We start from the raw sequence: 23,643 nt of genomic DNA, 5'->3' as shown, positions 1-23,643 counted from the left end.
AAGCGTATTCAACAATAAGGACAAGGAGGATCATGCACACATGATCAGAAAAGCAGTCAGCTTGGCCGTCATAATCGCGATGCTTCTCGGCTTGCTCTCGCTAGGCGCCCGTTCCGCCGCGTACGCGGAGGAGGGAAGCGCGGCGCATTCCCTCAAGGTCAGCATGAACGGCACGTGGGCGAATTTCTCCCAGGATGCCGTCGTGTCGACGAACAGCAGTTATCAGGCTTCCTTCTGGATGAAAGGGAGCGGGACCGTCACGTTTCGGATGATGAGGAGCGACTGGAACGCGACGATCGCTTATCAAACGTTCGCGGCGACGGACGAATGGAAGAAATACACCATTCCGGCCCTGAACACGGACAGCAACGAAACCCTGCTCTTCTCGATTACGGACGGTTCCGCGGGAGGCACGGTGTATATCGACGATTGCTTCCTGGGCCCGGCCGGCGGCGCGAACGCGCTGCAGAATCCGGAGTTCGCGGACGGCATGAACGGCTGGACCAACGACGAGTCGCAAGGGCCCGTGTTCAGCCTGGACGACGTCGAGGATCATCCGAGCGCGTCCGGACCGGCGGAGAATCCGCTGGCGAACGGGCTGGTCGATGAATTGAACGACGCCGGGCAGCTGTTCGCCCACAGCGACAAGTATGGCATCGACACCTCCAACCCGAACGTATTCGCCGGCGATGCGAGCCGTTTGAGCCGCGGGGCGGCAGGCGTAGGCGAAGAGGTCTATGCCGTGTACAAGACGGATTACGACGTGCGGTCGTTCTCCGCGGACGCGTTCTATTGGGACAGTCAGCCGGTGCGGGACATCGCCGTGTCCGTGTCGACGGACGGCGCGACGTACGAGCCCGTGGGCCTGAACAAGACGGATTTCGGCGGCAGCTGGAGGAAAGTGAATTTCAATTCGTACGCGCTGCCGGACGGGGTGCGGTACGTGCGGGTCGCGCTGCCCGACCTGCAGGACGGCGAGAACGGCTGGGCCGTGCAAATTTCGAGGGTCGTGCTCAATAACAGCACCGCGGCCGTGACGGCCGATCCGCCGTCCGGCAAGCTCGCGGGACCGTCGGATATCGCGTTGACCTCGGAGACGCCGGATGCCGAGATCTACTATTTCACGGACGCCGATCCGACGGAGAAGCGTTATGACGCGCCCGTCCATATCGACGGCTACACGAAGCTGTACGCCTACGCCAAGAAGGCGGGCAAGGAGAACAGCTTCACGAACGTCTTCACCTATTACGACGAGGCGCAGCAGAAGGTCGACACGTACGGCCAGCTGAAGAGCGCGAATTTCCCGACGAAAGTGACGAGCGACCAGCAGCTGCTCGACGACGTCGCCGCGGACGAAGCGTACTATGACAGTCTCCAAGCACCGGAACGGGACAGCTACGGGGGTCTGCCGGGCAGCAAGGAGCAGTACGGCCTAGAGGAGAAAGGCTACTTCAACATCCAGAAGCTGGACGGCAAGTTCGTCATGGTCGATCCGATCGGCAACCTGTACTTTAGCGTCGGCGTCGACGGCACCGGCTACACCGGGGACACGTTCACGCAGGTGAAGGGCCGGGAATACCAGTACCAATGGCTGCCGGACAAGAACGATCCAACGTATGCGAGCGCGTTCCTGAACGGCAATCCGGACAATTTCTCCTTCTACGTCGCCAACAAAATCAAGAAATCCGGCGGCAATCCGTTCAATGACGCGGATTACTACAACGAAAGCGTGGAACGGCTGAAGAAATGGGGCTTCACGAGCGAAGGCGGCTTCTCGAATCCGCCGTCCGCCGACAAACTGGCCGATCCGTTCCCGCAGGTGAAATTCGCGGATCTGCCGACGCAGGACATGATCGGAAGCACGGGACTGTTCGATATCTACAAGCCGACGGCCGCCGCCGATATCGCGCAAGCCCTCGCGGACGAAGGCATCGCCGCCCGCAAGGACGATCCGCTTATTATCGGCTACTTCTTCGGCAACGAGCTGCCGTACCAGAATTTCAGAAGCGTCTTTACCGCCGCGGATCCCGACGCGAAGAACGCGACCAAAGGCGCGCTCATCGACGAGCTGATCGCGAAATACGGCGATATCGACACGTTCAATGCGGCTTGGGAAACGACGTTCGGCAGCTTCGACGGGCTGCGCGCGGCATCGCTGCCGGTCACGTCGGAAGCCGCTTCGGCCGACATGGACACCTTCCTGGAGCATTATCTGGATACGTTCTATTCCACGATCACGACCGAGTTCCGCAAAGTCGATCCGAACCACATGATGCTCGGCGACCGGTACCTCGTGAACACGATGAACAATACCGACATCCGCGAGATGATCAGCCGGGTCGCGGGCAAATACCTGGACGTCATTTCGTACAACTATTATACGTACGACCTTGATCTGAACCGGATCAAGAAGATGTCGGAGCTGGCGAACAAGCCGCTCATCTTCACGGAATTCCATTACGGCGAACCGACGCAGGGCTTGACCGGCGGCGTGCGCGTGCTGGACAACGAGCAGGAGAAGGGCGAAGCGTACCGCAATTACGTGGAGAAAGCGGCGGCCTCGGGCGTGGTCGTCGGCGCGCACTGGTTCGAGTACCTGGATCAGGCCGCGACCGGCCGCTGGTTCCAAGGCTATAACGGCGAGAGCTACGGCATCGGGCTGCTGAACGTAGCCGACCGTCCGTACAAGACGATGCTGGAATCCGTCAAGGCGACCAACGACGGCATCTACGACGTCGTGCTCGGCAACAAGCAGCCGTATTCCTTCGACTTCGGCCCGGGACGGTCGGAGCGCAATTCGGACAACAAGACCGACATCAAGAAGACGGATGCGCCGATGGTAATCGACGGGGAGAAGGACGCTTCCTGGCCGACCGGCGCGACGTTGTCGCTGGACGACAAGGACCGCATCTTGGGTGCCCAGAAGCCGGATGTTTCGGCCAAGTTCGATCTGGCCTGGGACGCCGACAATCTCTATGTTTACGCGCATGTGTCGGATCCTACGCCGATGCAGAACGCGTACGAGGGCTTCGACATCTGGAACGGCGACGCGCTCGAGCTGTTCGTCGGTCCCGAGTTCCTGGATAAGCCGGGCGCGCTCAGGGTCTCGGATTCCCAGATCATCTTGAGCGGTACCGGCGGGTTCTATTGGTACAACAACAAGGATCCGCAGCCGCCGATCGATACGGTCGTCAAGGCGGACGCGGACGGCAAGGGCTATGCGGTCGAGGCCGCGATCCCGCTCTCCGGCCTCAACATCGCCGATGCGGCCGACGGTCGACAGGTGCGCTTCGATATCGGCTTCGACAACGGGGAAGGCAACAACCGCGTCGGCCAGTATTTGTGGAACGGCGTCGACGGCAACTCCTCGAGCCGCGACAAATGGGGCATGGCGACGCTCGTCGACCGTCCGGACCCGGTAACGGGCGGAGGCGGGGGCATCTTCATTCCGGCGGACGGCTTGACCGTCGACGCCGCGAAGGGCATCATCAATACCTCGACGCCGGTTTTGAACGCCGCGACGGGAGAAGCGGAAGCGACCGTTCCGGCTTCGGCATTCGGTCAATTGCCGGCTTCGATGCCGACGATTACAGTGCATGTACCGCAGAAGGACGGCGCGACGGGGTATGCGGTGAACGTGCCGACGGCCGTGCTGGCGCATGCCGCGCACGATCAATCGCTCGTCATCCAAACCGCAGCCGGTACGCTCACCGTACCATCGAACATGCTCGGCGGGATTGACGTTCAGCAGGCAGAGACGGTGACGCTGGTCATCGGCGCTGCCGACGCAAGCAAGCTGGGCGACGATCTGAAGAGCAGCATCGGCACGCATCCGGTCGTGAACCTCACGCTGAGAGCGAACGGCAAGGATATTCCTTGGCGCAACGCGCAAGCTCCGGCGACCGTGTCGATTCCGTATACGCCTACTGCAGCTGAGGCGGCGAATCCGGAGCATATCACGATCTGGTTTATCGGCGCAGACGGCCGGCCGGTTCCGGTTACGAACGCGCGGTACGATGCGCAATCGGGCAGCGTCACCTTCCAAACGACGCATTTCAGCATGTACGCGATCGTATACGTCGAGAAGCATTTCGCTGATTTGGATCGCTACGCGTGGGCGAAAAAGCAAGTGGAGGAGCTCGCTTCGAAAGGCATCATTACAGGAACGACCGATCAAGCCTTCTCGCCTGCGGCCAACATCACCCGTGCGGATTATCTGACGCTGCTCGTGAAGACGCTGGGCTTGACGGCCGACTTCGACGGGAACTTCGACGACGTGCAGCCGGGCAGCTATTATTACGAAGCCGTCGGCATCGCGAAAGCGCTCGGTATCGCGACGGGCAGCGGGGACAATATGTTCCAGCCGAAGGCGGCCATCTCGAGGCAGGAGATGATGACGCTCGCGGCGCGCACGTTAGCTAAGCTCGGCAAGCTGAACGCCTCCGGCGGGTCGGCGGTTCTCGAACGGTTCAAGGACCGGGGCGACATCGCGCCATATGCGGCGGACAGCGCGGCGGCGCTCGCGGAAGCCGAACTGATCCAGGGAGCTGGCGGAATGCTCAATCCGCGCGGCAAGGCGACGCGCGCCGAAGCGGCCGTATTCTTGTACAACGTCTATCATCTATAAATCTCGCGTTCATCCGTACACCATAGGAAACGCAAACAGCCGGGCGAGGCAACCAGACACATCGCCCGGCTGTTTGTTTCCATATAGCGATCACGTAATAGCAAAGGGGGGAACGAACGAAGGAAAGCCCACGATTCAAGGCAAACCCAAGATTCAAGGAAAGCGCAAAACGAAAGCAACCGGGAACAAAAACGTTGGAGGTGTTCGTTTGAAGTTCAAAAAAGGCATGATGGCTATTTTGGCCGCCGTACTCGTCCTCAGCTTGTTTACATTCGCCCCGCAGGCGTCGGCGGCAGTGCCGAGCCCGTGGCAGCAGCAGGATATCGGCTCCGTCGGCGTCGCCGGCTCGGCCGATTACGCGTCGGGAACGTTCACGATCCAGGCGTCCGGTACGGATATCGCCGGAACGTCGGATCAATTTCGCTACGTATACCAGCCCTTGAGCGGGGACGGCACGATCGTGGCGCGGGTCGCGTCCATCTCGAACACGGGCGCTTGGGCCAAGGGCGGCGTCATGATCCGCGAATCGCTGACGACCGGTTCGAAGCATGCGTCGACGGTCATGGAATACGCGTCGACCTCGGGGGCGCAGCTCATCAGCCGCAGCGCGGCTTCGGGCAGCACCGCGACGGTGACGCAGACGGGCGTCGCGGCGCCGTATTGGGTCAAGCTGCAGCGCGCTGGCAACGTATTCACGAGCTCGATTTCCGGCAACGGCTCTTCCTGGACGACGGTCGGTTCCGTATCGGTAACGATGGCTTCCGGCGTCTACATCGGACTGGTCGTCAGCGCGCAGAACAACGCGGCGCTGAACACGACGACAATCGATAACGTCAGCGTGACCGGCTCCGGTACCGGCAGCGGACCGGTTTTCGTGAAGGGCATTAACCTGAACGGCGCGGCGACGACGATCGAAGGCAACGGCTGGACCTCGTACGCCTCCGCGCTGAGCAGCGGGCTGTCGGTCTCGAACGCATCGACCTGGAGCGGGACGTATGCCTTCTCCTTGAACCCGGCGCCGGATGCCAATACGCTGTCCATGCTGCAATCCGCGTTGTACCGCTCCGCTCCGCCGAACGGGCAGGGCTTCAGCTTGAATCAGACGATCGCGAACGGCAGCTACCAGATCTACCTCTGGACGATCGAGAATTTCCAGAGTAATTTCCGCAACGAGGACGTGAAGCTGGAAGGGGCGACGGCGGCGACGGGCATCGGCGATCTGGCGCTCGGCAGCTGGGCCAAGTACGGTCCGTACAGCGTCACGGTCAGCGACGGCGTGCTCAACATCGACATCCTGCGCTCCACCAAGGGCGACCCGCAGCTCGCCGGCGTGGCCATCTACAGCGCCGGCAGCGGCACGCCCGACACGCAGGCGCCGTCGGCGCCGGGCAGCCTGGCGTCCCCGTCGAAGACGGACACGACCGTCAACCTGACCTGGTCGGCTTCGACGGACAACGTCGGGGTGACCGGCTATAACATTTATCGCGGCGGCACGACGCTGGCCGGCACGACGACCGGCGCCACGAGCGCGACGATCACGGGCTTGACGGCGAACACGGCGTATACGTTCACGGTCAAAGCGAAGGATGCGGCCGGCAATCTGTCCGCCGCCGGCAATTCGCTCGGCGTGACGACGAACGCAGCTTCCGGGAACCGCAGCGGCCTGCCGTGGAAATCCGGCGTCTACCGGACGACCAACGATCAGGCGAACTGGACCGCCATCCAAAATTTCGAAACGTGGCGCGGGCGTCTGGCGGACGTGACGACGAACTTCCCATATCGCTATTCATGGGCTATCATGACGGAGAGCGGCGCGTTCTTCGACGGCTGGCAGAATGCCCCGTGGACGCCGACCTACGCGGTGCCGATGTTCCCCGAGAATATCGGGGCTACGTTCTCGGGCTGCGCGGCCGGCAGCTATAACAGCCACTGGACGACGTTCGCGCAGAATCTCGTCAGCCATGGCCAAGGCGGCGCGATCATCCGGCTCGGGTGGGAATTCAACGGCAACTGGTTCGCGCATTCCGTCACGACCGCCAACATGACGGATTGGAAAGCGTGCTTCCGGCAGGTAGCCGCGACCATCAAGGCAACCGCGCCGAACGTGAAGATCGATTGGAACGTCACTCGCGGCGACGGGCTGAAAGCCGCCGGCAACGCGGATCCGGCGCTCGTCTATCCGGGCGACGACGTCGTCGATTACATCGGCGTGGACAGCTACGACCAATGGCCGCCGGCCTTCAGCGACGCGACCTGGACCAGCAGCCATATGGGCGGATCGTACGGCCTGCAGCACTGGATCGACTTCGCGGTTGCCCATGGCAAGAAGTTCAGCGTTCCGGAATGGGGACTCTATCACGGCGCGGCGCCCAACTTCGGGAACGATAATCCGTTCTACATCGAGAAAATGTGGACGTTCTTCAACAGCCTGGGCTCCACGCTCGCCTATGAGGCTTACTATGACGAAGACGTGCTGACGCTCGGCAACCTCTCTTACGGCAGCAACAATCCGAACAGCGCGCCGGTGTACAACTCGCACTGGTAACCGGCCTCAAGCAGCCGCCGCCCGAAGGTTTCGGGCGGCGGCTTTCCAGCGCGGGCGAATCTGGCGGCGAACGCCGGAGCAGCAGAAGAGAACAGCCGCAACCGCGACCCGGAAATGTCCGCCTATCGGACCGGAGCCTGTTTCTGATTCTCTCTCGGCCGTCTAAGAGGTAAGAAAGACAGACGCCAAGGAGGGAGCAAGCCCATGCTTCCATTCATCAACGCCAAACTGCCGCAATTATCGCTCGCGCTCCTGATCCTCTTCGCCGCGCCGATGCTGCTGTCGCCCGCAACCGCAACCGAAACCGAAACGCGATCGCAGCAGCCGCCGGCATGCAGCGCCCCGCTGGTTCAGCCGCCGGTCCGGCTTCAGACGCTCCAGCCGTACGAATGGGTCCGGGAGACGCCCTTGATCGCCCATGCCCTCGGCGGCATCGACGGTTACGCGGGAACCAACAGCCGGGAAGGGCTTATCCATGCCTACAATTGCGGGCACCGGGTATTCGAGACGGATATCAGCGTCACCGCCGACGGGGAGCTCGTCCTGCGGCATGATTGGGAAGCCGGGACGTATCCCGTTCTCGGCCAACCCGTTCCTTCCAACGCCGCGCCGATGCGGCTTGCGACATTCCGGGCGTTTCCGATTCAGGGGCACTACTCGCCCATGACGTTCAAGGAGCTGCTTGCCTTCATGTCCGATCACCCGGACATGCTGCTCGTCACGGATACGAAAGAGCCGGACGACGCCAAAGCGGCGGCGATGTTCAAGCGTCTCGTGGCGGAGACCGAGGCCGTCGATCCGAGCCTGCTGCACCGGTTGATTCCGCAGCTTTACCAAGCGGGGAACTACGAAGCCGTGAATTCCGTCTATCCGTTCGAACAATTCATCTACACGCTGTATATGAACAAGGACTCGGACGAACAGGTGATTCGGGACGTCGCCCGGCGGGGCATTCGGATCGTGGTCATGAACGAGAAACGCTATTCGCCCGAATTCGTGCATGCCTTGAAGGACAAGGGCGTCTATGCTTATGTCCATACGATTAACGACGTCTCGCGAATCCGCAAGCTGAGGGAGCAGGGCGTGCAAGGCGTGATGACGGATTTCGCCGTGCCCGAGCAACTTGACGAAGCCCTTTGACCGGCGGCGATGTATGGTATAATTCCCCTATGCAACTTGTCCCAGTGGAGGTAAAATGACGATGAACGTAACGATTATCCTTGCCGAAATGACGCATGACCGAGAGAACGGCTACCGGGGGACCGTGCAATTCGAGGCGGAGGGCCACAAGCATCCGTACGAGATCACGCTGCAACTGAACAGCCTGCGCGGCACGACGTGGGATTACAGCCTGCGCTTCGCGAAGGATCCGGGCTCGGAGGAAGAGATCGGCGCGGTCGAAGCCGCGATCGAGGCCGATGACGATTTGTTCGATAGACTGATCGACGCCGCGGCGGATACGCTGCCGAACGATCACGACCAAGAGGAGGTTTAACGCATGATCGGAATCGATTTGAATGGCCGTACCGCGCTCGTTACGGGCGCGACGGGAGAATTGGGGCGCGTCATGGCGCGTACCCTGGCCGCGGCCGGAGCGGACGTGGCGGTTCACTACAATACCAACGAGGCCAAGGCGCAAGAGCTGGTCGCGGAGATCGAAGGGATGGGCAGAAGAGCCGTTGCGGTCCAAGCCGACATCACGAAATTGGATTCCATTATGGCGATGCGCGATGCCGTGACGGCCGAGCTCGGCCATGTTCACATCGTCGTGGCCAATGCCGTCATCCAATATCAATGGACGTCCGTGCTGGAGCAGTCCGAGGACGATTACCGCAGCCAATTCGAATCCTGCGTCCTGCAAAGCGTCCATCTGGCCAAGGCGTTCGTGCCGGCCATGATCGAACGCGGCGCCGGACGGATGATCGGCATCAACACGGAGTGCGCGATGCAGAATTTCGAGACCCAATCGGCTTACGTCGCGGGCAAACGGGGCATGGACGGCGTCTATCGCATCCTGGCGAAGGAAGTCGGCCCGCATCAAATCACGGTCAACCAGATCGCGCCGGGATGGACCATCTCGGAGCGCGACCGGACGAACGGCACGGAGCGCAGCGAAGGGTACGACAGCCGCGTGCCGCTCAAGCGCAGAGGCACGGATCAGGACATTGCCAACGCGGTCGCGTTCATCGCGTCGGACTTGGCCGGATTCATTACGGGCACCTACATACCGGTTTGCGGCGGCAACGTCATGCCGGCGATTTAAGCCATCAGCCATCATTCTTTCTTCGTTTCGAATCTTGCATTCCATAAGAAGGGCGAACCCGCTCGTCGACCGACGACCCCGGGATCGCCCTTCTTTTTGCTTTCCGCGCGGCGCGCTCTCGAAGACTAGCTTCTCATCTTGCAATTCGGTAACATAATAAGATGATCTCCGGGTGCGCGCGAGCACCGACTACAGGAACGAGAGGCGATAACAGGAATGGCGAAAATTGCAGTCGTGGACGACGATCCGCATATCCGCGAGCTGGTCCAGCTGTACTTGCGCGACGAAGGCTTCGAGATCGTCGAATTCGCGAACGGCGAAGCCGCGTGGCGGTTCATCACCGAGCATACGGTCGACATGGTCATCATGGACATCATGATGCCGCGCATGGACGGCTGGGAGCTGTGCCGCAGGATCCGGGCATCCGGCGACATGCCGATCCTGATGATCACGGCGAAAGGCGAATCGGAAGAGAAAATCAAAGGGTTTCAGCTCGGAACGGACGATTACATGACGAAGCCGTTCGATCCCATGGAGCTGGTCGTGCGCGTGAAGGCCTTGCTGAAGCGGTACCGGATCTCGGCCTCGCAGATGATCTCCGTCGGGGGCATCGTGCTGGACAGGCTCGGATACCAGGTGATCTACAAGGATACCGACGAAGCGGCGACCATCCCCCTGAAAGAGTTCGAGCTGATGTACAAGCTGGCGAGCCATCCCGGCCAGCTGTTCACGCGGGCGACGCTCATCGAGCAGATCTGGGGGTTCGAGTACGAGGGCGACGAGCGGACGGTCGACGTGCATATCAAACGATTGCGCGAGCGCTTCGCGGCCTACGAAGAAAAGTTCAAGATCGTGACGCTGCGCGGACTCGGCTACCGCCTGGAGGTCGTCCATGACTAGGTCGCTGTACGTCCGTACGGTGCTGATCTTCATCGCGGCCGTCATCATCAGCCTCGTCTTCGCCTTCGTGCTGGCGATCCATATGTACAGCAGCAACGTGAAGTCGCTCGCGGAGGGGCAAATGATCGCGCACGGCAAGAAGATCATCTCCGAGCTGACCGAGGCCTCGCCGGATAACTTGCAGACCGTGATCGGCAACGCGGTCGACGTACCCGGTATCCGGGTGAAGATCATGGATTCGGACGGACGCACCGTGGCGTACGGCGACGGAGGCAGCAAGCAGAGGACGCCGATTACGAAGGCCCAATTGGACCTCGTCCTTCAAGGCGGCATCTACCGAGGCGCCGTCGCCCCAAGCAAGGAGGAGCATTCCGGACCGCCGTCGTTTCTCATCGGCATCCCGTTTCAATTGATGGACAAGCCCTACGCGTTGTACATTACGCCGGAAATCAACCGTCTGTTGGACATGTTCCGCAAATTCACGTTGACCGTGCTCGGCTACGTGCTGATTGCCGGCAGCCTGCTGATCCTGCTCGCCGCGCGGTATATCGTCAAGCCCGTACAGCGGCTGACCGACGCGACGAAACGGATGGCGCGAGGGGATTTCGGCATCGTGCTGGAATCCCGCCGGAAGGACGAGATCGGCGATCTGACGGAGAGCTTCAACGAGATGGCGGGATCGCTGCGCATGCTCGATAAATTGCGCTCGGACTTCGTCAACAACGTGGCGCACGAGATCCAGTCGCCATTGACGTCGATCGCGGGCTTCTCCAAGGCGCTGCGCACGAAGACGATGACGGAGGAAGGGCGCAAGCATTACTTGACGATCATCGAGGAAGAAAGCCAGCGCTTGTCCCGGCTCAGCGCGAACCTGCTCCGCCTGTCGGTGCTGCAACAGGATCACGAGCTTCATAATCCCGGCTTCTTCCGCCTGGACGAGCAGATCCGCCGCAGCGTCATCGCGAGCGAACCGCAGTGGCGGGCGAAGGACATCGAGCCGGAGCTCGATCTGGCGGACGTGACGGTCTACGGCGACGCGGATAGTCTCGAACAGGTGTGGCATAATTTGATTAGCAACAGCATCAAATTCGCGGAACGGCAGGGGGAAATCGCCATTTCGCTCCATCAGGACGAGGACGCGGCGGTCGTGGAGATCCGCAACAACGGACGAGGCATCGGGAAGGACGAGCTCCAGCATATATTCACGCCGTTCTACAAAGCGGACCAAGCGAGGGACTACGCCGTGAAAGGCAACGGCCTCGGCTTGTCGATCGCGAAGGAAATCATCGGCATGCATCTCGGGAGCATCGAGGCGGAAAGCGAGCCCGATGTTCAAACTTTGTTCACAGTCCGGCTGCCGATCGGGCGAAATTCGGGGCCTGTCTGATTTTGTAACGCCCAGTTCATGTTCAGTTCAAAAAACTCCGGTATGATTCGCACTAGATATAGAGAAGAGGAGAGAGTGCCAGAATGAATGCTTTAACGAGATTCAGTTTGAAAAACAGCGTCGCGGTCGTCATTCTCAGCTTGCTCGTATTGGTCGTCGGATTTTATTCCTCGACCCAGATCAAGCAGCAGACGTTCCCGGACGTGACGTTCCCGGCCGTCTTCATCCAGACGGTATACCCGGGCGCATCGACCGAAGAAATCGAATCCGAGGTCACCAAACCGATCGAGGACAGCTTGATCGGCCTGAAAAATTACGATTCGCTGACGAGCTCCAGCACGGAGAATTCGTCGAGCATTTTCCTGCAGTACGCATTCGGCACGAACATGGACGACAAGATGAAGGACGCCGAAGCCGCGGTCGCCAAGCTGACCCTGCCGGACAACGCGAAGGTTACCGTCCAGCGGCTGTCGTTCGGCGAAGCGCCGATCTACCAAGCGGCGATCTTCTCGGCGAAGGAGGATGCGGCGGCGCTCCAGAAGACGCTCGAGGAGCAGGTGGTGCCGAAGCTGGAGAAGGTATCCGGCGTTAGCTCCGTATCCTTGACGGGCACGCAGTCCCAGCAGCTCCGCATCGACGTGGACAAGGACAAGGCGGCCCAATACGGCCTCTCGCTGAACGCGATCCAAACGGCGATTCAATCGCTCGATTACGCGCTGCCGCTCGGTTCCGTCAACGCGGGCGACAACACGATTCCGATCCGCCTCGTAGGCAAGATCGACTCGCTCGACCAAATCAAGAACCTGCAGCTCAGCCCGGGCATGGGCGGCGGCGGACAAGGCGCTCCGGGAGCGGGGGGCCAGGCCGGCGCAGGCGCGACGAAAGTGAAGCTGTCCGATATCGCGGAAGTGAACACAGTCTCGTCTCAGAATGAAATTACCCGCTACAACGGCCAGGCCAGCTTCATCGTCGGCGTCGTGAAGACGCAGGATGCCAATACGGCGGACGTATCCGACGCGGTCAAAGACGTGCTGCAATCCTATCAGGATAAAGGCACCCTCGACGTCCGCTTGATTCAAGACCAAGGCGCGGACATCAAGCATTCCGTCTCCTCGCTGATCCGGGAAGGACTTTTCGGCGCTCTCTTCTGCGTCATCATCATTTTCCTCTTCCTGCGCAATATTCGGGCGACGCTCATCTCCATCCTTTCGCTGCCGATCTCGATTTTCGCGACGATCTCGCTGCTGGACCAGATGGGGTACACGCTGAATATCATGACGCTCGGCGGCATCGCTGTCTCCATCGGCCGGATCGTCGACGACAGCATCGTCGTCATCGAGAACATTTACAGATGGCGCCAGGAGAAAGGCCGCGAGATGGACGGCAAAGAGCTCGCGTACCGCGCGGCCAAGGAAGTCATCGGCGCGGTAGGCTCGTCCACGATCGCGACGGTCGTCGTGTTCCTTCCGCTGGCGTTCGTAACGGGCATCATCGGCGAATTTTTCCGTCCGTTCGCCATCGCGGTCGTCATCTCGATTCTGTGCTCGCTGCTCGTGGCCATGATGCTCATTCCGGTACTGGGCGCGAAGTTCTTCAATTCCATCAAGCCGCATAAGCAGGGCGGCCGGTTCATCGCGTTCTACGAACGGCTGATCCGCGGCGCGCTGAAGCGCAAGGCATGGGTGCTGATCGTATCCATCCTGCTGCTGGTCGCATCGTTCGGCACGATTCCGCTGCTCGGCGTCGCATTCCTCCCGGCGGGCGAAACGGCCTCGATCGCGGTCAACGTGAAGATGCCGGCGCAAACGCCGCTCGACGAGACGAATGCCGTCGGCGCGAAAGTGGAAGATTATTTGAAAGGCCTGCAGGACGTCGATAATTACCAGGCGATGATCGGCGGCATGGATAATCCGTTCATCCAAATTCCGAGCACGAACACGGCCTCCTTCAACGTCCAGTTCAAGGAAGGCGCCGACGTCGACATGAACGAACTGATCGACAAGGCGAATAAAGACTTGAAGGAAATCGTGACGGCCGCTTCGCCGAAGGCGACGGTCAACATCTCGGAAGGCGCGCAGAACGGGCCTCCGACGGGCAACGAAGTGACGATCGATCTGTATTCCGACGATTTGGCGGCCTTGTCCAAGGCAGCCGTGCAGGTCGAGAATTTGATGAAAGCCAACACGGACATGAAGGACGTCTCGAACAACCTGAAGGACGTCTCGCCGAAGTGGGTCATGTCGCTGACGCAAACGGCGAAGGATCTGGGCGTATCGTCGTTCCAAATCATGGCTGCGGTCAACGAGCAGCTGCGACCGGTCAATGTCGGCACGTATACGCTCGACAGCAAGGACTGGGATATCACGATGGGCTTCAAGCAGCAGATCTCGTCCAAGGCGGAGCTGGAAAACATCAGCATCCCGACGGTCGGCGGCGTGAAGAAGCTGAGCGAGCTGGCGGACTTGTCCGAATCGACCGCTCCGGTGTCCATCAACCATGAAGAAGGCAAGACGTATGCAGAAGTGAAAGGCAACGTGAAGGATTCGGACAAGACGGCTTCCGCGACGAAGACGATCCAAGCGGACATCGACAGCCTGTCGCTGCCGGACAACGTCGACGTCAAGATCGGCGGCGGCCTCGAGATGATCACGAGCGGCTTCAAGAGCATCGGCATCGCGATGGGAGCCGCGGTCGGACTCGTGTTCCTGGTCATGAGCATTACCTTCGGCGGGTTGCGCACGCCGCTGATTATCCTGTCCTCCCTGCTCTTCGTGCCGGTCGGCGCGCTTGGCGGCCTGCTCATTACGAACAACTCGCTCTCCATGAGCGCGATGATCGGGATGCTGATGCTTGTCGGGATCGTCGTCACGAATGCGGTCGTGCTCCTGGACCGCGTCGAGACGAACCGCAAGTCCGGCATGGAGCTTCGCGAGTCGTTGGTCGAAGCGTCCAAGACCAGGCTGAGACCGATCCTGATGACGGCCTGCGCCACGATTCTGGCACTGCTGCCGCTGGCGTTGTCGAAATCCTCGACAAGCCTCATCTCCGGCGGCTTGGCAGTCACGGTTATCGGCGGTCTGACGACCTCCACGCTGCTTACCTTGGTCGTCGTCCCGGTCATCTACGAGATGACGGGCAAGCGAAGCAAAGTTCGCAAAGATTTGGAGATCTAAACGCAGCAAAGCATGGCACGGGCGCATTCCTTCCGGGGAATGCGCCCGTTTTCTTTTGATTCGCAATGGCAATTTCCGGTAAACTGAAACTGGAGGTGGGCAATCATGAAGCAGAACAAGTACGACGACGAAGGCTTCTTCGAGAAATACAGCCAAATGCCGCGTTCGGTGAAAGGGCTGGACGCCGCGGGAGAATGGGCATCGTTTCGCCCCATGCTCCCGGACATGAAGGAAAAGCGGGTGCTGGATATCGGATGCGGCTTCGGGTGGCACTGCCGGTACGCGAGAGAGCAAGGAGCCGCTTCGGTCGTCGGCATCGACATTTCGGAGAACATGCTGGCGCGGGCCCGCGAAATGACCGACGATGCGGCGATCGCGTATCGCAAGCTTGCGATCGAGGACCTTGACTATCCGGCCGGAACGTTCGACGTCGTGATCAGCTCGCTCGCGCTGCACTATATCGAGCGCTTCGATATCGTCTGCCGGGAAGTCCATCGCCTGCTGGCGCCGGGCGGGAGCTTCGCGTTCTCGGTGGAGCATCCGGTCTTCACGGCGCGCGCCGCGCAGGACTGGCATTACGGGTCGGGAGGCGAGAAGCTGCACTGGCCGGTGGACGATTATTACGGCGAAGGCTTGCGGCAGGCGCGATTTCTGGAAAACAACGTGATCAAGTACCATCGAACGGTATCCACGATCATGAACGCGCTGATCGAAGCGGGCTTCGCGATCCGGAAGCTGTCCGAGCCGCAGCCGACGCCGGAGATGCTGACGTCGAACCCGTCCATGCGCGACGAGCTGCGTCGGCCGTTGTTTCTCTTGATAGCGGCGGAGCGGCAGGATTAAACCGAAAAGGCATGTCCGATGCACGATCATCGGGACATGCCTTTTTGCCGTTTTCGGTTACGAATGCAGCGTTTTGCCGTGCAGCGGCGCGCCTGTCTCTTCCCGGCGGCGGTTGACGGCCGCGTGCACGACGAAGGAAGCGACGGCCATCGCCGCGGTCGCGACGGCGAGCCAGGCGACGGGCGTCAGGCCGCCGCCGTCATAGAGAACGCCCATGACGTAAGGGCCGATGACCCGGCCGGCGGAACCGATGCCGCCGGCAAGCCCGAGGTAGAACGGCGCATGGCTGCCGCCGTTCTCGCTGAGGAACGCCGGAATGGCGGGCGCGATGAGCATCTCGCCGAGCGTGGTGAGCAGCATGCCGAGCACCATGCCCGTAAAGCTGTGCATCGCCAAGATGACGGCGTACCCGCTCAGATAGAAGATTGCGCTGGCGGTGAGCTGCGCCTTGATGGAGCTGGCCGCGGCCCGCTTGACCAAGTTCGTGACCGGCTGGGCGACGAAGATCAGGATGCCGTTGAACGTCCACAAGTACCCGAACATCTGCTTCGACATCCCGTGCTCGATGATAAAAGGCGAAACGCCGGTATTCCAGATGCTGTTGCCGAGATTGATCAGCATGCCGCCGAGCGCCATGAACAGATAGAGTCGTACGTCCTTGAGAAGAAGCCAGATGCCTGCTTCCGCGGACCTCTTCTTGATCAGGGAAACCCCGCTCCCGCCGGTTCCGACATGCTTCAGGTAGAACAGGAAGAAGACCGCGAAGACGCCGGATGAGACGCCGTTCAGCACGAAGCTGAGCGAGTAAGACACCTCCGCGAGAAATCCGCTGAGCGCGGTTCAGACCGCCACGCCGATATTGTTGGCGATGTAGACGACGTTGTAGAGCTCGCCGCGGCGCTCCGCGAACCGGAATCCGATGAATGCTTGAATGGCCGGCATGGAAAGCGCGTTGAACAGCCCGATCAAGCCCATCATGACGATGAAGACCGGCCAGTTACGGCTGAGCGCCGGAAGCAGCAGCAAGCCGGCCGCGTTGAGGGCGAGCGCGCCGATGATCAGCCGTTTCACGCCGATCCGGTGATAGAGCGCGCCGCCGAGCAGCTGGCCGGCGATGCCGCCGAGCGATTGAATCAGAATGACGAGTCCGGCATCCGCCATGCTGCGGCCCAGCTCGTCGAACACGAACATGGTGACGAGCGGCCACATGAGCGCGCTGCCGATCGCGTTGATGAGACTGGCGAGCAAAAACACTTTGATTTCCTTCGGATAAGAAGCAAGCATGCTTGGGGCACCCCCGATGAGTTGAGCAAAGATCGCAAGCTTACATTATACCGCATCCCGGGGCGTCTAGCCGAAGACGTTTTTTGCCAGCGGCGTCAGTCCGGCTTCCCGCGCCACTGCGACGGCGTGACGCCGACGTATTTCTTGAACACGGTCGCGAAGTGCTGGCTCGTCTTGTAGCCCAGATCGAGCGCCACGCCGGTTATGCTGGCCCCTGGCGCACGCAGCAGCCCGCAGGCGCGGTTCATCCGCAGCCGGTCGACGTAGCTGGCCGGCGATTGCCCGTGCAGATCGTGGAACAGCCGATAGAAATGCGATTCGCTCACCCCGATCCTCGCGGCCAGCTCCTTGTTCGACATGCGACGCTCGGGCTCCGCGTCGATCTCGGCCGTGAGCCGCAGCAACGCTTCGCGGAGATCGAGCGGAATTTGCCGCGCGACGGGCGGGTAGAGCAGCTGCAGCAGAATATCCAGCAGATAGTGGCGCAGGAGGAACAAGTCGTCCTGCCCGCCGCGTTCGATGAGGCCGCGCAGCTTCAGGAACTGCTCGCGGACGCGCATATCCGCGTTCACGATCCGCGGCAGGGCGCCGAGCGCGTCAAGGATGCGGCGCCGGTCGGCGTCGCTTAACCCGAGCCAGCCCGGCATTTCGCCCGGATCCACGAGGATGAGCCACCAGATGCTGGAAGGCTCCACGTAATTGGATTTGGCCCGATGCCATTCGCCCGGCTTGGTATGGAAGAACTGTCCGGCATGGGTCGGATAGAGGCCGTCATCTACTTCCCAGGCCAGCTTGCCGTGCTCGACGTAGACGAATTCGAAGCCGCGCGCATGCTGGTGATCATATAGCGGCGAAGCTTCGTGAAAACGATCGAAGCCGATCATCTCGAGTTCGGGCAATGCGGCGAATGCGCCGGATTCCGCCCATTCGTGCGCCCAGCGCGCGGAATCGTTTTTGCTGCGCGGCATGGCTGTGCAGCTCCTTTCGCGTCGTTTCTGATCATCCGGATGTTTCTAATCCTATTGGATAGGTTTTCGGAAGTCAACGCGGCACGCCTGCTCTTACAATAAGGGCAGCAACCGGATTTCCGCGACCTTGTTAAAGACGAGACTAGACACGAGAGAGGCGATTCAGCGATGAGCGTCATTCCTTACGACGTGACGGAAGAGGATAAAAGGCGGTTCGACGAAGACGGGTATTGGATCAGCCCGAAGCTGCTAGACGACGGTACGATCGAGCGGCTGCGAGAGGCGCATGAGCGGGTATGGAGCAAGAAGCATGACGGCCACGGCCTGCCGTTCTACAATTATTCGCTGCCGGAGAACCCGCTGGCGCTGCGCAAGCTGGACAACGGCTGGTGGATCAACGACGAGATCCGGGCCGTCGTGACCGACCGCGAATTGGGCAAGATGGCGTCGGAGCTGCTGGACGAGGATGCGATCCGGCTTTGGCACGACCAAGTCATCTACAAGCCGGGCACGAACGGGCAGGAGACGAAAGCCGGCAACGTGGGCTGGCATCAGGATTACGGCTATTGGCGCGTGAGCAGCACGACGAACATGGTGACCGTCTGGATCGCGCTGCAGGATACGGACCTGTCCAACGGCGGCATGATGACGATTCTCGGCTCGCACAAATGGGGCGCGGTCGAGGGCAGCGACACGTTCTTCGAGCAGGACATGGGCAAGCTCAAGGCGAAATTCGCCACGCGCGATTGGGTAGAGGAGCCTTGCATCCTGAAGGCCGGCCAAGCGAGCTTCCACCACGCGCTGACCTTCCACGGGTCCGGCACGAACTATTCGAGCGAGCCGCGGCTGTCGGTCGTCGCGCATCTGATGCCGGGCGATACGCATTTCCGCGACGTCAGGCAGAAGCACGACAATTTGCGCCTGCTCGGCGGGCGTCCGGTACCGGGGATGCGCTTCGACCGGGACGAATATTTTCCGCTGCTGTACGCGAAGGAGTAGTCCATCGTCAATTGCGGAAGACGCAACCGCGTTAGTCGAAACCAAACGAAAAACGCATCCCGAGAGCCTTGGCCGGCTTCGCGGGATGCGTTTTTGCATATAGCTTGTTAACCACAGCTGTATCTGAGTTGACGGCAGCGGATGCCGGGCGATTAATGAACGCGCGTCTTGCGGGAGGAGCCCGTCCAAGAAGACGGCTTCTTGCCTCCGTCGGACGCGAAATCTCGGTTCGAGCGGCGTTCTTCCGTTCCCGCTTTATCCTCGTCCAAGATCATTCTGCACAGCAATGCCGTATAGGTCATACCCCAGGTTCTTCTTTTCAAGTTTCTCACTCCCTTATCGTGTGCAAGCCTTCGCCGCCGGAACGGCAAGCTTGTCCTACTTTTCATTAACCCGCAGCCGGAATTCGAATCAACCCGATCGCGAATTTGTTCTTTGTAATCGCAGTCGGACTGAACGCGGCTTCTTCCGCAAGGACGAAACATATCGGCAAGGGAGCGGCGAGCACCGGCTTTTGCAAGACCTGACTCCGTTTCTCGCGGAAGCGGATGTTTGTTTTGTTCCGAAATAGAGAATGTATTTTTGTTTTTGTTTGAAATTGTGTATTCAAAAATAAACAAACATGCTAGACTAGGTTCAAAAGCTATTATTACATTCATTCGGAGGTACGAAGATGGTACAGAGCTTATGGGATAACGCAAAGGCATCGGAGCTGCAGGACGGACTCGCGCAGCTCGTTTATCGTTCCAACATCATCGGCACGGACCGCCGCGTCTGCAATTGGGGCGGGGGCAACACGTCGAGCAAGACGACGGTCGCGGATTTCCGCGGCCGCGACGTTGAAGTGATGTACGTCAAGGGAAGCGGATCCGACCTGGCGACGATGAAAGCCGGCAATTTCACGGGACTGCGCATGGACGATATCCGTCCGCTGTTCGAGCGCGAGTCGATGTCCGACGAAGACATGGTCGCGTACTTGGCGAACTGCATGATCGACGCCAAGCACCCGCGCGCCTCGATCGAGACGCTGCTGCACGCGTTCCTCCCGTTCAAGCATGTCGACCATACGCATCCGGATTCCATCATCAGCTTGTGCTGCGCGGACAACGGCAGGCAGCTGGCGGAAGAAATTTTCGGCAACCGCTTCGTCTGGGTGCCGTACGTGCGCCCGGGCTTCGCGCTTTCGAAGATGATCGCGCAGGGCGTGCTCGACAATCCGAACGCTGAGCTCGTTCTCATGGAGAAGCACGGTCTCGTGACCTGGGGCGAGACGAGCGAGGCGGCTTACGCGCAGACGATCAAGATCATCAGCGAAGCGGAAGCGTTCATCGAAGCGCGCGTGAACGAAGCGAAGCTGTTCGGCGGCGCGAAGCATCAGCCGCTGGACGCGGACGTCCGCAGAAGCCTCGCGTCGCAAGTGATGCCGACGATCCGCGGCGCGGTCGGCGACGCGAAGAAAATGATCCTGACGTTCGACGACGGGGCGGACGTGCTCGCGTTCGTCGGCGGTACGGACTCGGCCGAGCTGTCCCAAGTGGGCGCGGCCTGCCCCGACCATCTCGTGCACACGAAGGTCGTGCCGCTCTTCATCGACTGGACGCCGGACGCCAGCGACGCCGAAGGCTTGAAAGCCATTCTGAAAGAAAGCATCGCCGCGTATAAGAAACAATACGAAGCCTACTTCGAGCGCAACAAGAACGAAGGCGACGTCATGTTCGAAGCCGCTCCGCGCGTGATCCTCATTCCGGGCATCGGCATGATCAACACGGGCAAGAGCTGGTCCAATTCCAGTGTCAGCGGCGCGCTCTACCACCGCGCGATCGCGGTCATGCGCGGCGCGACGGCGCTCGGCCAATTCGTTTCCTTGAGCGAGAACGAATCCTACAACGTCGAATACTGGCCGCTCGAGCTGTACAAATTGTCGCTTGCTCCGGCGGAGGCCGAATTCTCCCGCAAGGTCGCGTTCATCACGGGCGGCGCCGGGGGCATCGGCAGCGAGACGGCGCGCAGGCTCGTATCCGAAGGCGCGCATGTCGTGCTGGCGGACCTGAACCTGGAAGGAGCGGAGCGCGTCGCCGGCGAAATTAACGAGAAGCACGGCGAGGGACGCGCGGTCGCCGTCAAGATGGACGTGACGAGCGAAGAAGCGGTCATGGCCGCGATCGCCGCCACGTCGCTCGCATACGGCGGTCTCGACATCGTCGTCAACAACGCGGGACTCGCGACGTCGAGTCCGTTCGACCAGACGTCGCTGAAGGAATGGAACCTGAATATCAGCGTACTCGGCACCGGCTACTTCCTGGTTGCCCGCGAAGCGTTTAAGCTGATGAAAGAACAAGCCATCGGCGGCAATATGGTGTTCATCGGCTCCAAGAACTCCATCTACGCGGGCAAGAGCGCATCGGCTTACAGCGCGGCCAAAGCCTTGGAAGCCCATCTGGCGCGCTGCATCGCGGCGGAAGGCGGCGAGTTCGGCATTCGCGTCAACACGATCCTGCCGGACGCGATCCTGCAGGGCTCGACGATCTGGAACGGCAGCTGGCGCAACGAGCGGGCGACGGCCTACGGCATCGAGCCGGATCAATTGGAAGAGTACTACCGCAAGCGCACGACGCTGCTCGTGAACATTTATCCGCGCGACATCGCCGAGGGCATCGCCTTCTTCGCCTCGTCGAAAGCGGAGAAAACGACCGGCTGCATGCTGACGATCGACGGCGGCGTGCCTGCGGCCTTCACGCGATAAGAGAGGACGGTGCGGACCATGTACCAAGCAAGAGGCGAGAAGCATTGGATCATTCCTGACGGGTTTATTCCGCCGACGAGCGCGCCCGGCGCCTACGAGAGCCACGAATCCATCTGCGTGCTGAACTGCTCCTCGGAGGAGGCTTTGCTGCGGATCACGATTTTCTTCGAGGACCGCGAGCCGCTCGAGAACATTTTGGCCGTCGTGCCGGGCAGAAGAACCAAACATATCCGCACGTCGTCCCTCGCGGCGAACGGGGCGTCCATTCCGGTGGGCGTTCCCTACGCCATCGAGTTGCTGAGCGATATACCGGTCATCGTGCAGTACAGCCGGCTGGACGCCACGCAGGCGGAGAACGCGCTCATGTCGGTAATGGCGCATCCTATCAAATAAGAGCGAAGGAGCAATGATCATGGACCAAAGCATTGTTGCCAATTACGAAGCGGCCAAAGCGCTGTACGCGCGCCACGGGATCGACGTCGATGCCGTGCTGGAGAAGCTCGCGGAGATCAAAATCTCCATGCACTGCTGGCAAGGGGACGACGTCCGCGGATTTTTGAATAAAGATCAAGCGCTTACAGGGGGCATCTCGGTCACGGGCAATTACCCGGGCGCCGCAAGCACGCCGGCGGAGCTTCGTTCCGATCTCGAGAAAGCGTTCTCGCTCATCCCGGGCAAGCATAAGGTCAACCTGCACGCGATTTACGTCGACACGGACGAGAAGGTCGAGCTGGACGCCATCGAGCCGAAGCACTTCGAGAAATGGGTGGCTTGGGCCAAGGAACAAGGTCTCGGCCTCGACTTCAACCCGACCTGCTTCTCGCACGAGAAGTCGGCCGACGGCTTCACGCTCAGCCATCCGGACCCGGCCATCCGCCGGTTCTGGATCGACCACTGCAAGGCGGCCCGCAAGATCGGCGCCTACTTCGGCGAGCAGCTGGGGCAAACCTGCGTCACGAACGTGTGGATTCCGGACGGCCTCAAGGACGTGCCGGTCGACCGCCTGACGCCCCGCCGTCGCCTGAAGGACGCGCTCGACGAAGTGTTCGCGGAAGAGCTGGATCCCGCGCATCACCTCGACGCCGTCGAAAGCAAGCTGTTCGGTCTCGGCTCCGAGGCATACGTCGTCGGTTCCCACGAGTTCTACATGGGGTACGGAATGGCCAATAACAAGCTGATCTGTCTGGATGCGGGCCATTTCCATCCGACGGAAGTGATCTCCAATAAACTGTCGGCGCTGTCGCTGTTCGCGGACGGCATCCTGCTCCACGTCAGCCGTCCGATGCGCTGGGACAGCGATCACGTCGTCACGCTCGACGACGAGCTGATCGACATCGGACGCGAGCTCGTCCGCGGCGACCTGCTCGGCAAGACGCACATCGGCCTCGATTTCTTCGATGCCAGCATCAACCGCGTCGCGGCTTGGGTCATCGGCACGCGCAACACGATCAAGGCGCTGCTGCGCGGCTTCCTCGATCCCGTCGAGGAGCTTCGCAAAGCCGAGCTCGACTTCGACTTCACGACGCGCCTGGCGCTGCAGGAAGAGTTCAAGTCGTATCCGTTCGGCGCGGTGTGGGATTACTACTGCGCGAAGCAAGGCGTGCCGGTGCGCGAGGCTTGGCTGGCCGACGTGAAGGCGTACGAGCAAGACATGCTGCTGAAGCGCGGCGCGGAAGCCGCGGTAGCAAAGCCGTAATCGCGCGAGCCGCCCGCCGCGAGAGGCGGCGCAGCGATCTCCGGCTGCGGCGTGCTTGCGGCGCAGCGGGTCTCCGCTCGCGGCGTATGGCTCCGGCGTAGCGGATTTCCGCTCGCCGCGTATACCCGCGGCGCGGAAAATAGGCGCCGGCGTGAATTCCGTTTCGGCCCTCATCCGCGGCTGCCTTGTCGCGGCTGGGGGCCGAAGCGGTCCCG

Annotated in this window: 15 protein-coding genes and 1 pseudogene; 13 read left to right on the top strand and 3 right to left on the bottom strand. The window is 60.9% G+C overall.

Annotated elements, in window-relative coordinates; translation table 11 throughout:
• The first annotated feature begins 40 nt into the window (after positions 1 to 40).
• The 9 genes from AC50YL_RS23400 to AC50YL_RS23360 all read left to right on the top strand — a co-directional run bounded on the left by AC50YL_RS23400 (position 41) and on the right by AC50YL_RS23360 (position 15,738).
• A complete protein-coding gene (locus AC50YL_RS23400; protein WP_494835093.1) occupies positions 41 to 4,627 on the top strand; it encodes an S-layer homology domain-containing protein in 4,587 nt (1,528 codons plus the stop codon).
• Positions 4,628 to 4,835: 208 nt separating this feature from the next.
• Entirely contained in the window at positions 4,836 to 7,172 is a 2,337-nt protein-coding gene (locus AC50YL_RS23395; protein WP_494835092.1) for a fibronectin type III domain-containing protein, read from the top strand.
• 204 nt (positions 7,173 to 7,376) lie between these two features.
• Complete coding sequence (locus AC50YL_RS23390; protein ID WP_494835090.1) at positions 7,377 to 8,312, top strand: phosphatidylinositol-specific phospholipase C/glycerophosphodiester phosphodiesterase family protein; 936 nt, start codon at positions 7,377 to 7,379, stop codon at positions 8,310 to 8,312.
• A gap of 61 nt (positions 8,313 to 8,373) precedes the next feature.
• Positions 8,374 to 8,667, top strand: a complete 294-nt coding sequence (locus tag AC50YL_RS23385; protein ID WP_494835089.1) for a hypothetical protein — start codon at positions 8,374 to 8,376, stop codon at positions 8,665 to 8,667.
• Between the two features lie 3 nt (positions 8,668 to 8,670).
• The gene (locus AC50YL_RS23380) at positions 8,671 to 9,435 is read left to right on the top strand and encodes an SDR family NAD(P)-dependent oxidoreductase (RefSeq protein WP_494835087.1); all 765 of its coding nucleotides are present in this window, start codon (positions 8,671 to 8,673) and stop codon (positions 9,433 to 9,435) included.
• A 216-nt stretch (positions 9,436 to 9,651) separates the two neighbouring features.
• Positions 9,652 to 10,335 (top strand): response regulator transcription factor, encoded by a 684-nt coding sequence (locus AC50YL_RS23375; protein WP_494835085.1) that lies wholly within the window; start codon positions 9,652 to 9,654, stop codon positions 10,333 to 10,335.
• Positions 10,328 to 11,722, top strand: coding sequence for a sensor histidine kinase (locus tag AC50YL_RS23370; protein ID WP_494835083.1), 1,395 nt, complete (start codon positions 10,328 to 10,330; stop codon positions 11,720 to 11,722). The genes AC50YL_RS23375 and AC50YL_RS23370 overlap by 8 nt, the downstream gene beginning before the upstream one ends.
• Before the next feature lie 83 nt (positions 11,723 to 11,805).
• On the top strand, positions 11,806 to 14,895 hold the full coding sequence (locus tag AC50YL_RS23365; protein ID WP_494835081.1) for an efflux RND transporter permease subunit: 3,090 nt from the start codon (positions 11,806 to 11,808) through the stop codon (positions 14,893 to 14,895).
• 105 nt (positions 14,896 to 15,000) lie between these two features.
• Positions 15,001 to 15,738: a class I SAM-dependent methyltransferase gene (locus tag AC50YL_RS23360; RefSeq protein ID WP_494835079.1), complete on the top strand. Its 738-nt coding sequence runs from the start codon at positions 15,001 to 15,003 to the stop codon at positions 15,736 to 15,738.
• Between the two features lie 57 nt (positions 15,739 to 15,795).
• On the opposite strand, the pseudogene AC50YL_RS23355 reads toward AC50YL_RS23360, so the two are convergent.
• Positions 15,796 to 17,022: pseudogene (locus tag AC50YL_RS23355) on the bottom strand (MFS transporter).
• A 95-nt stretch (positions 17,023 to 17,117) separates the two neighbouring features.
• A complete protein-coding gene (locus AC50YL_RS23350; RefSeq protein WP_494835077.1) occupies positions 17,118 to 17,990 on the bottom strand; it encodes a helix-turn-helix transcriptional regulator in 873 nt (290 codons plus the stop codon).
• A 168-nt stretch (positions 17,991 to 18,158) separates the two neighbouring features.
• Here AC50YL_RS23350 and AC50YL_RS23345 point away from each other — a divergent pair, with 168 nt between their 5' ends.
• Positions 18,159 to 18,989: a phytanoyl-CoA dioxygenase family protein gene (locus AC50YL_RS23345; protein WP_494835075.1), complete on the top strand. Its 831-nt coding sequence runs from the start codon at positions 18,159 to 18,161 to the stop codon at positions 18,987 to 18,989.
• A gap of 152 nt (positions 18,990 to 19,141) precedes the next feature.
• Here the strand turns inward: AC50YL_RS23345 and AC50YL_RS23340 are convergent, their stop codons facing one another.
• Positions 19,142 to 19,312 carry a hypothetical protein gene (locus AC50YL_RS23340; protein WP_494835073.1) on the bottom strand — a complete coding sequence of 57 codons (171 nt, stop codon included), beginning with the start codon at positions 19,310 to 19,312 and terminating at the stop codon, positions 19,142 to 19,144.
• A gap of 350 nt (positions 19,313 to 19,662) precedes the next feature.
• On the opposite strand from AC50YL_RS23340, the gene AC50YL_RS23335 reads away from it, so the two are divergent.
• The 3 genes from AC50YL_RS23335 to rhaA are packed head-to-tail and all read left to right on the top strand — an operon-like array spanning position 19,663 to position 23,428.
• A complete protein-coding gene (locus AC50YL_RS23335; protein WP_494835071.1) occupies positions 19,663 to 21,732 on the top strand; it encodes a bifunctional aldolase/short-chain dehydrogenase in 2,070 nt (689 codons plus the stop codon).
• An 18-nt stretch (positions 21,733 to 21,750) separates the two neighbouring features.
• Entirely contained in the window at positions 21,751 to 22,125 is a 375-nt protein-coding gene (locus AC50YL_RS23330) for a sensory rhodopsin transducer (protein WP_494835069.1), read from the top strand.
• A gap of 19 nt (positions 22,126 to 22,144) precedes the next feature.
• Positions 22,145 to 23,428: an L-rhamnose isomerase gene (gene rhaA, locus AC50YL_RS23325; protein ID WP_494835067.1), complete on the top strand. Its 1,284-nt coding sequence runs from the start codon at positions 22,145 to 22,147 to the stop codon at positions 23,426 to 23,428.
• Positions 23,429 to 23,643: the final 215 nt, after the last annotated feature.

The sequence above is a fragment of the Paenibacillus sp. J22P277 genome, from assembly GCF_059383675.1.
Note: the sequence above shows the minus strand (reverse complement) of the source record. Positions and strands in the feature narration are given on the sequence as shown.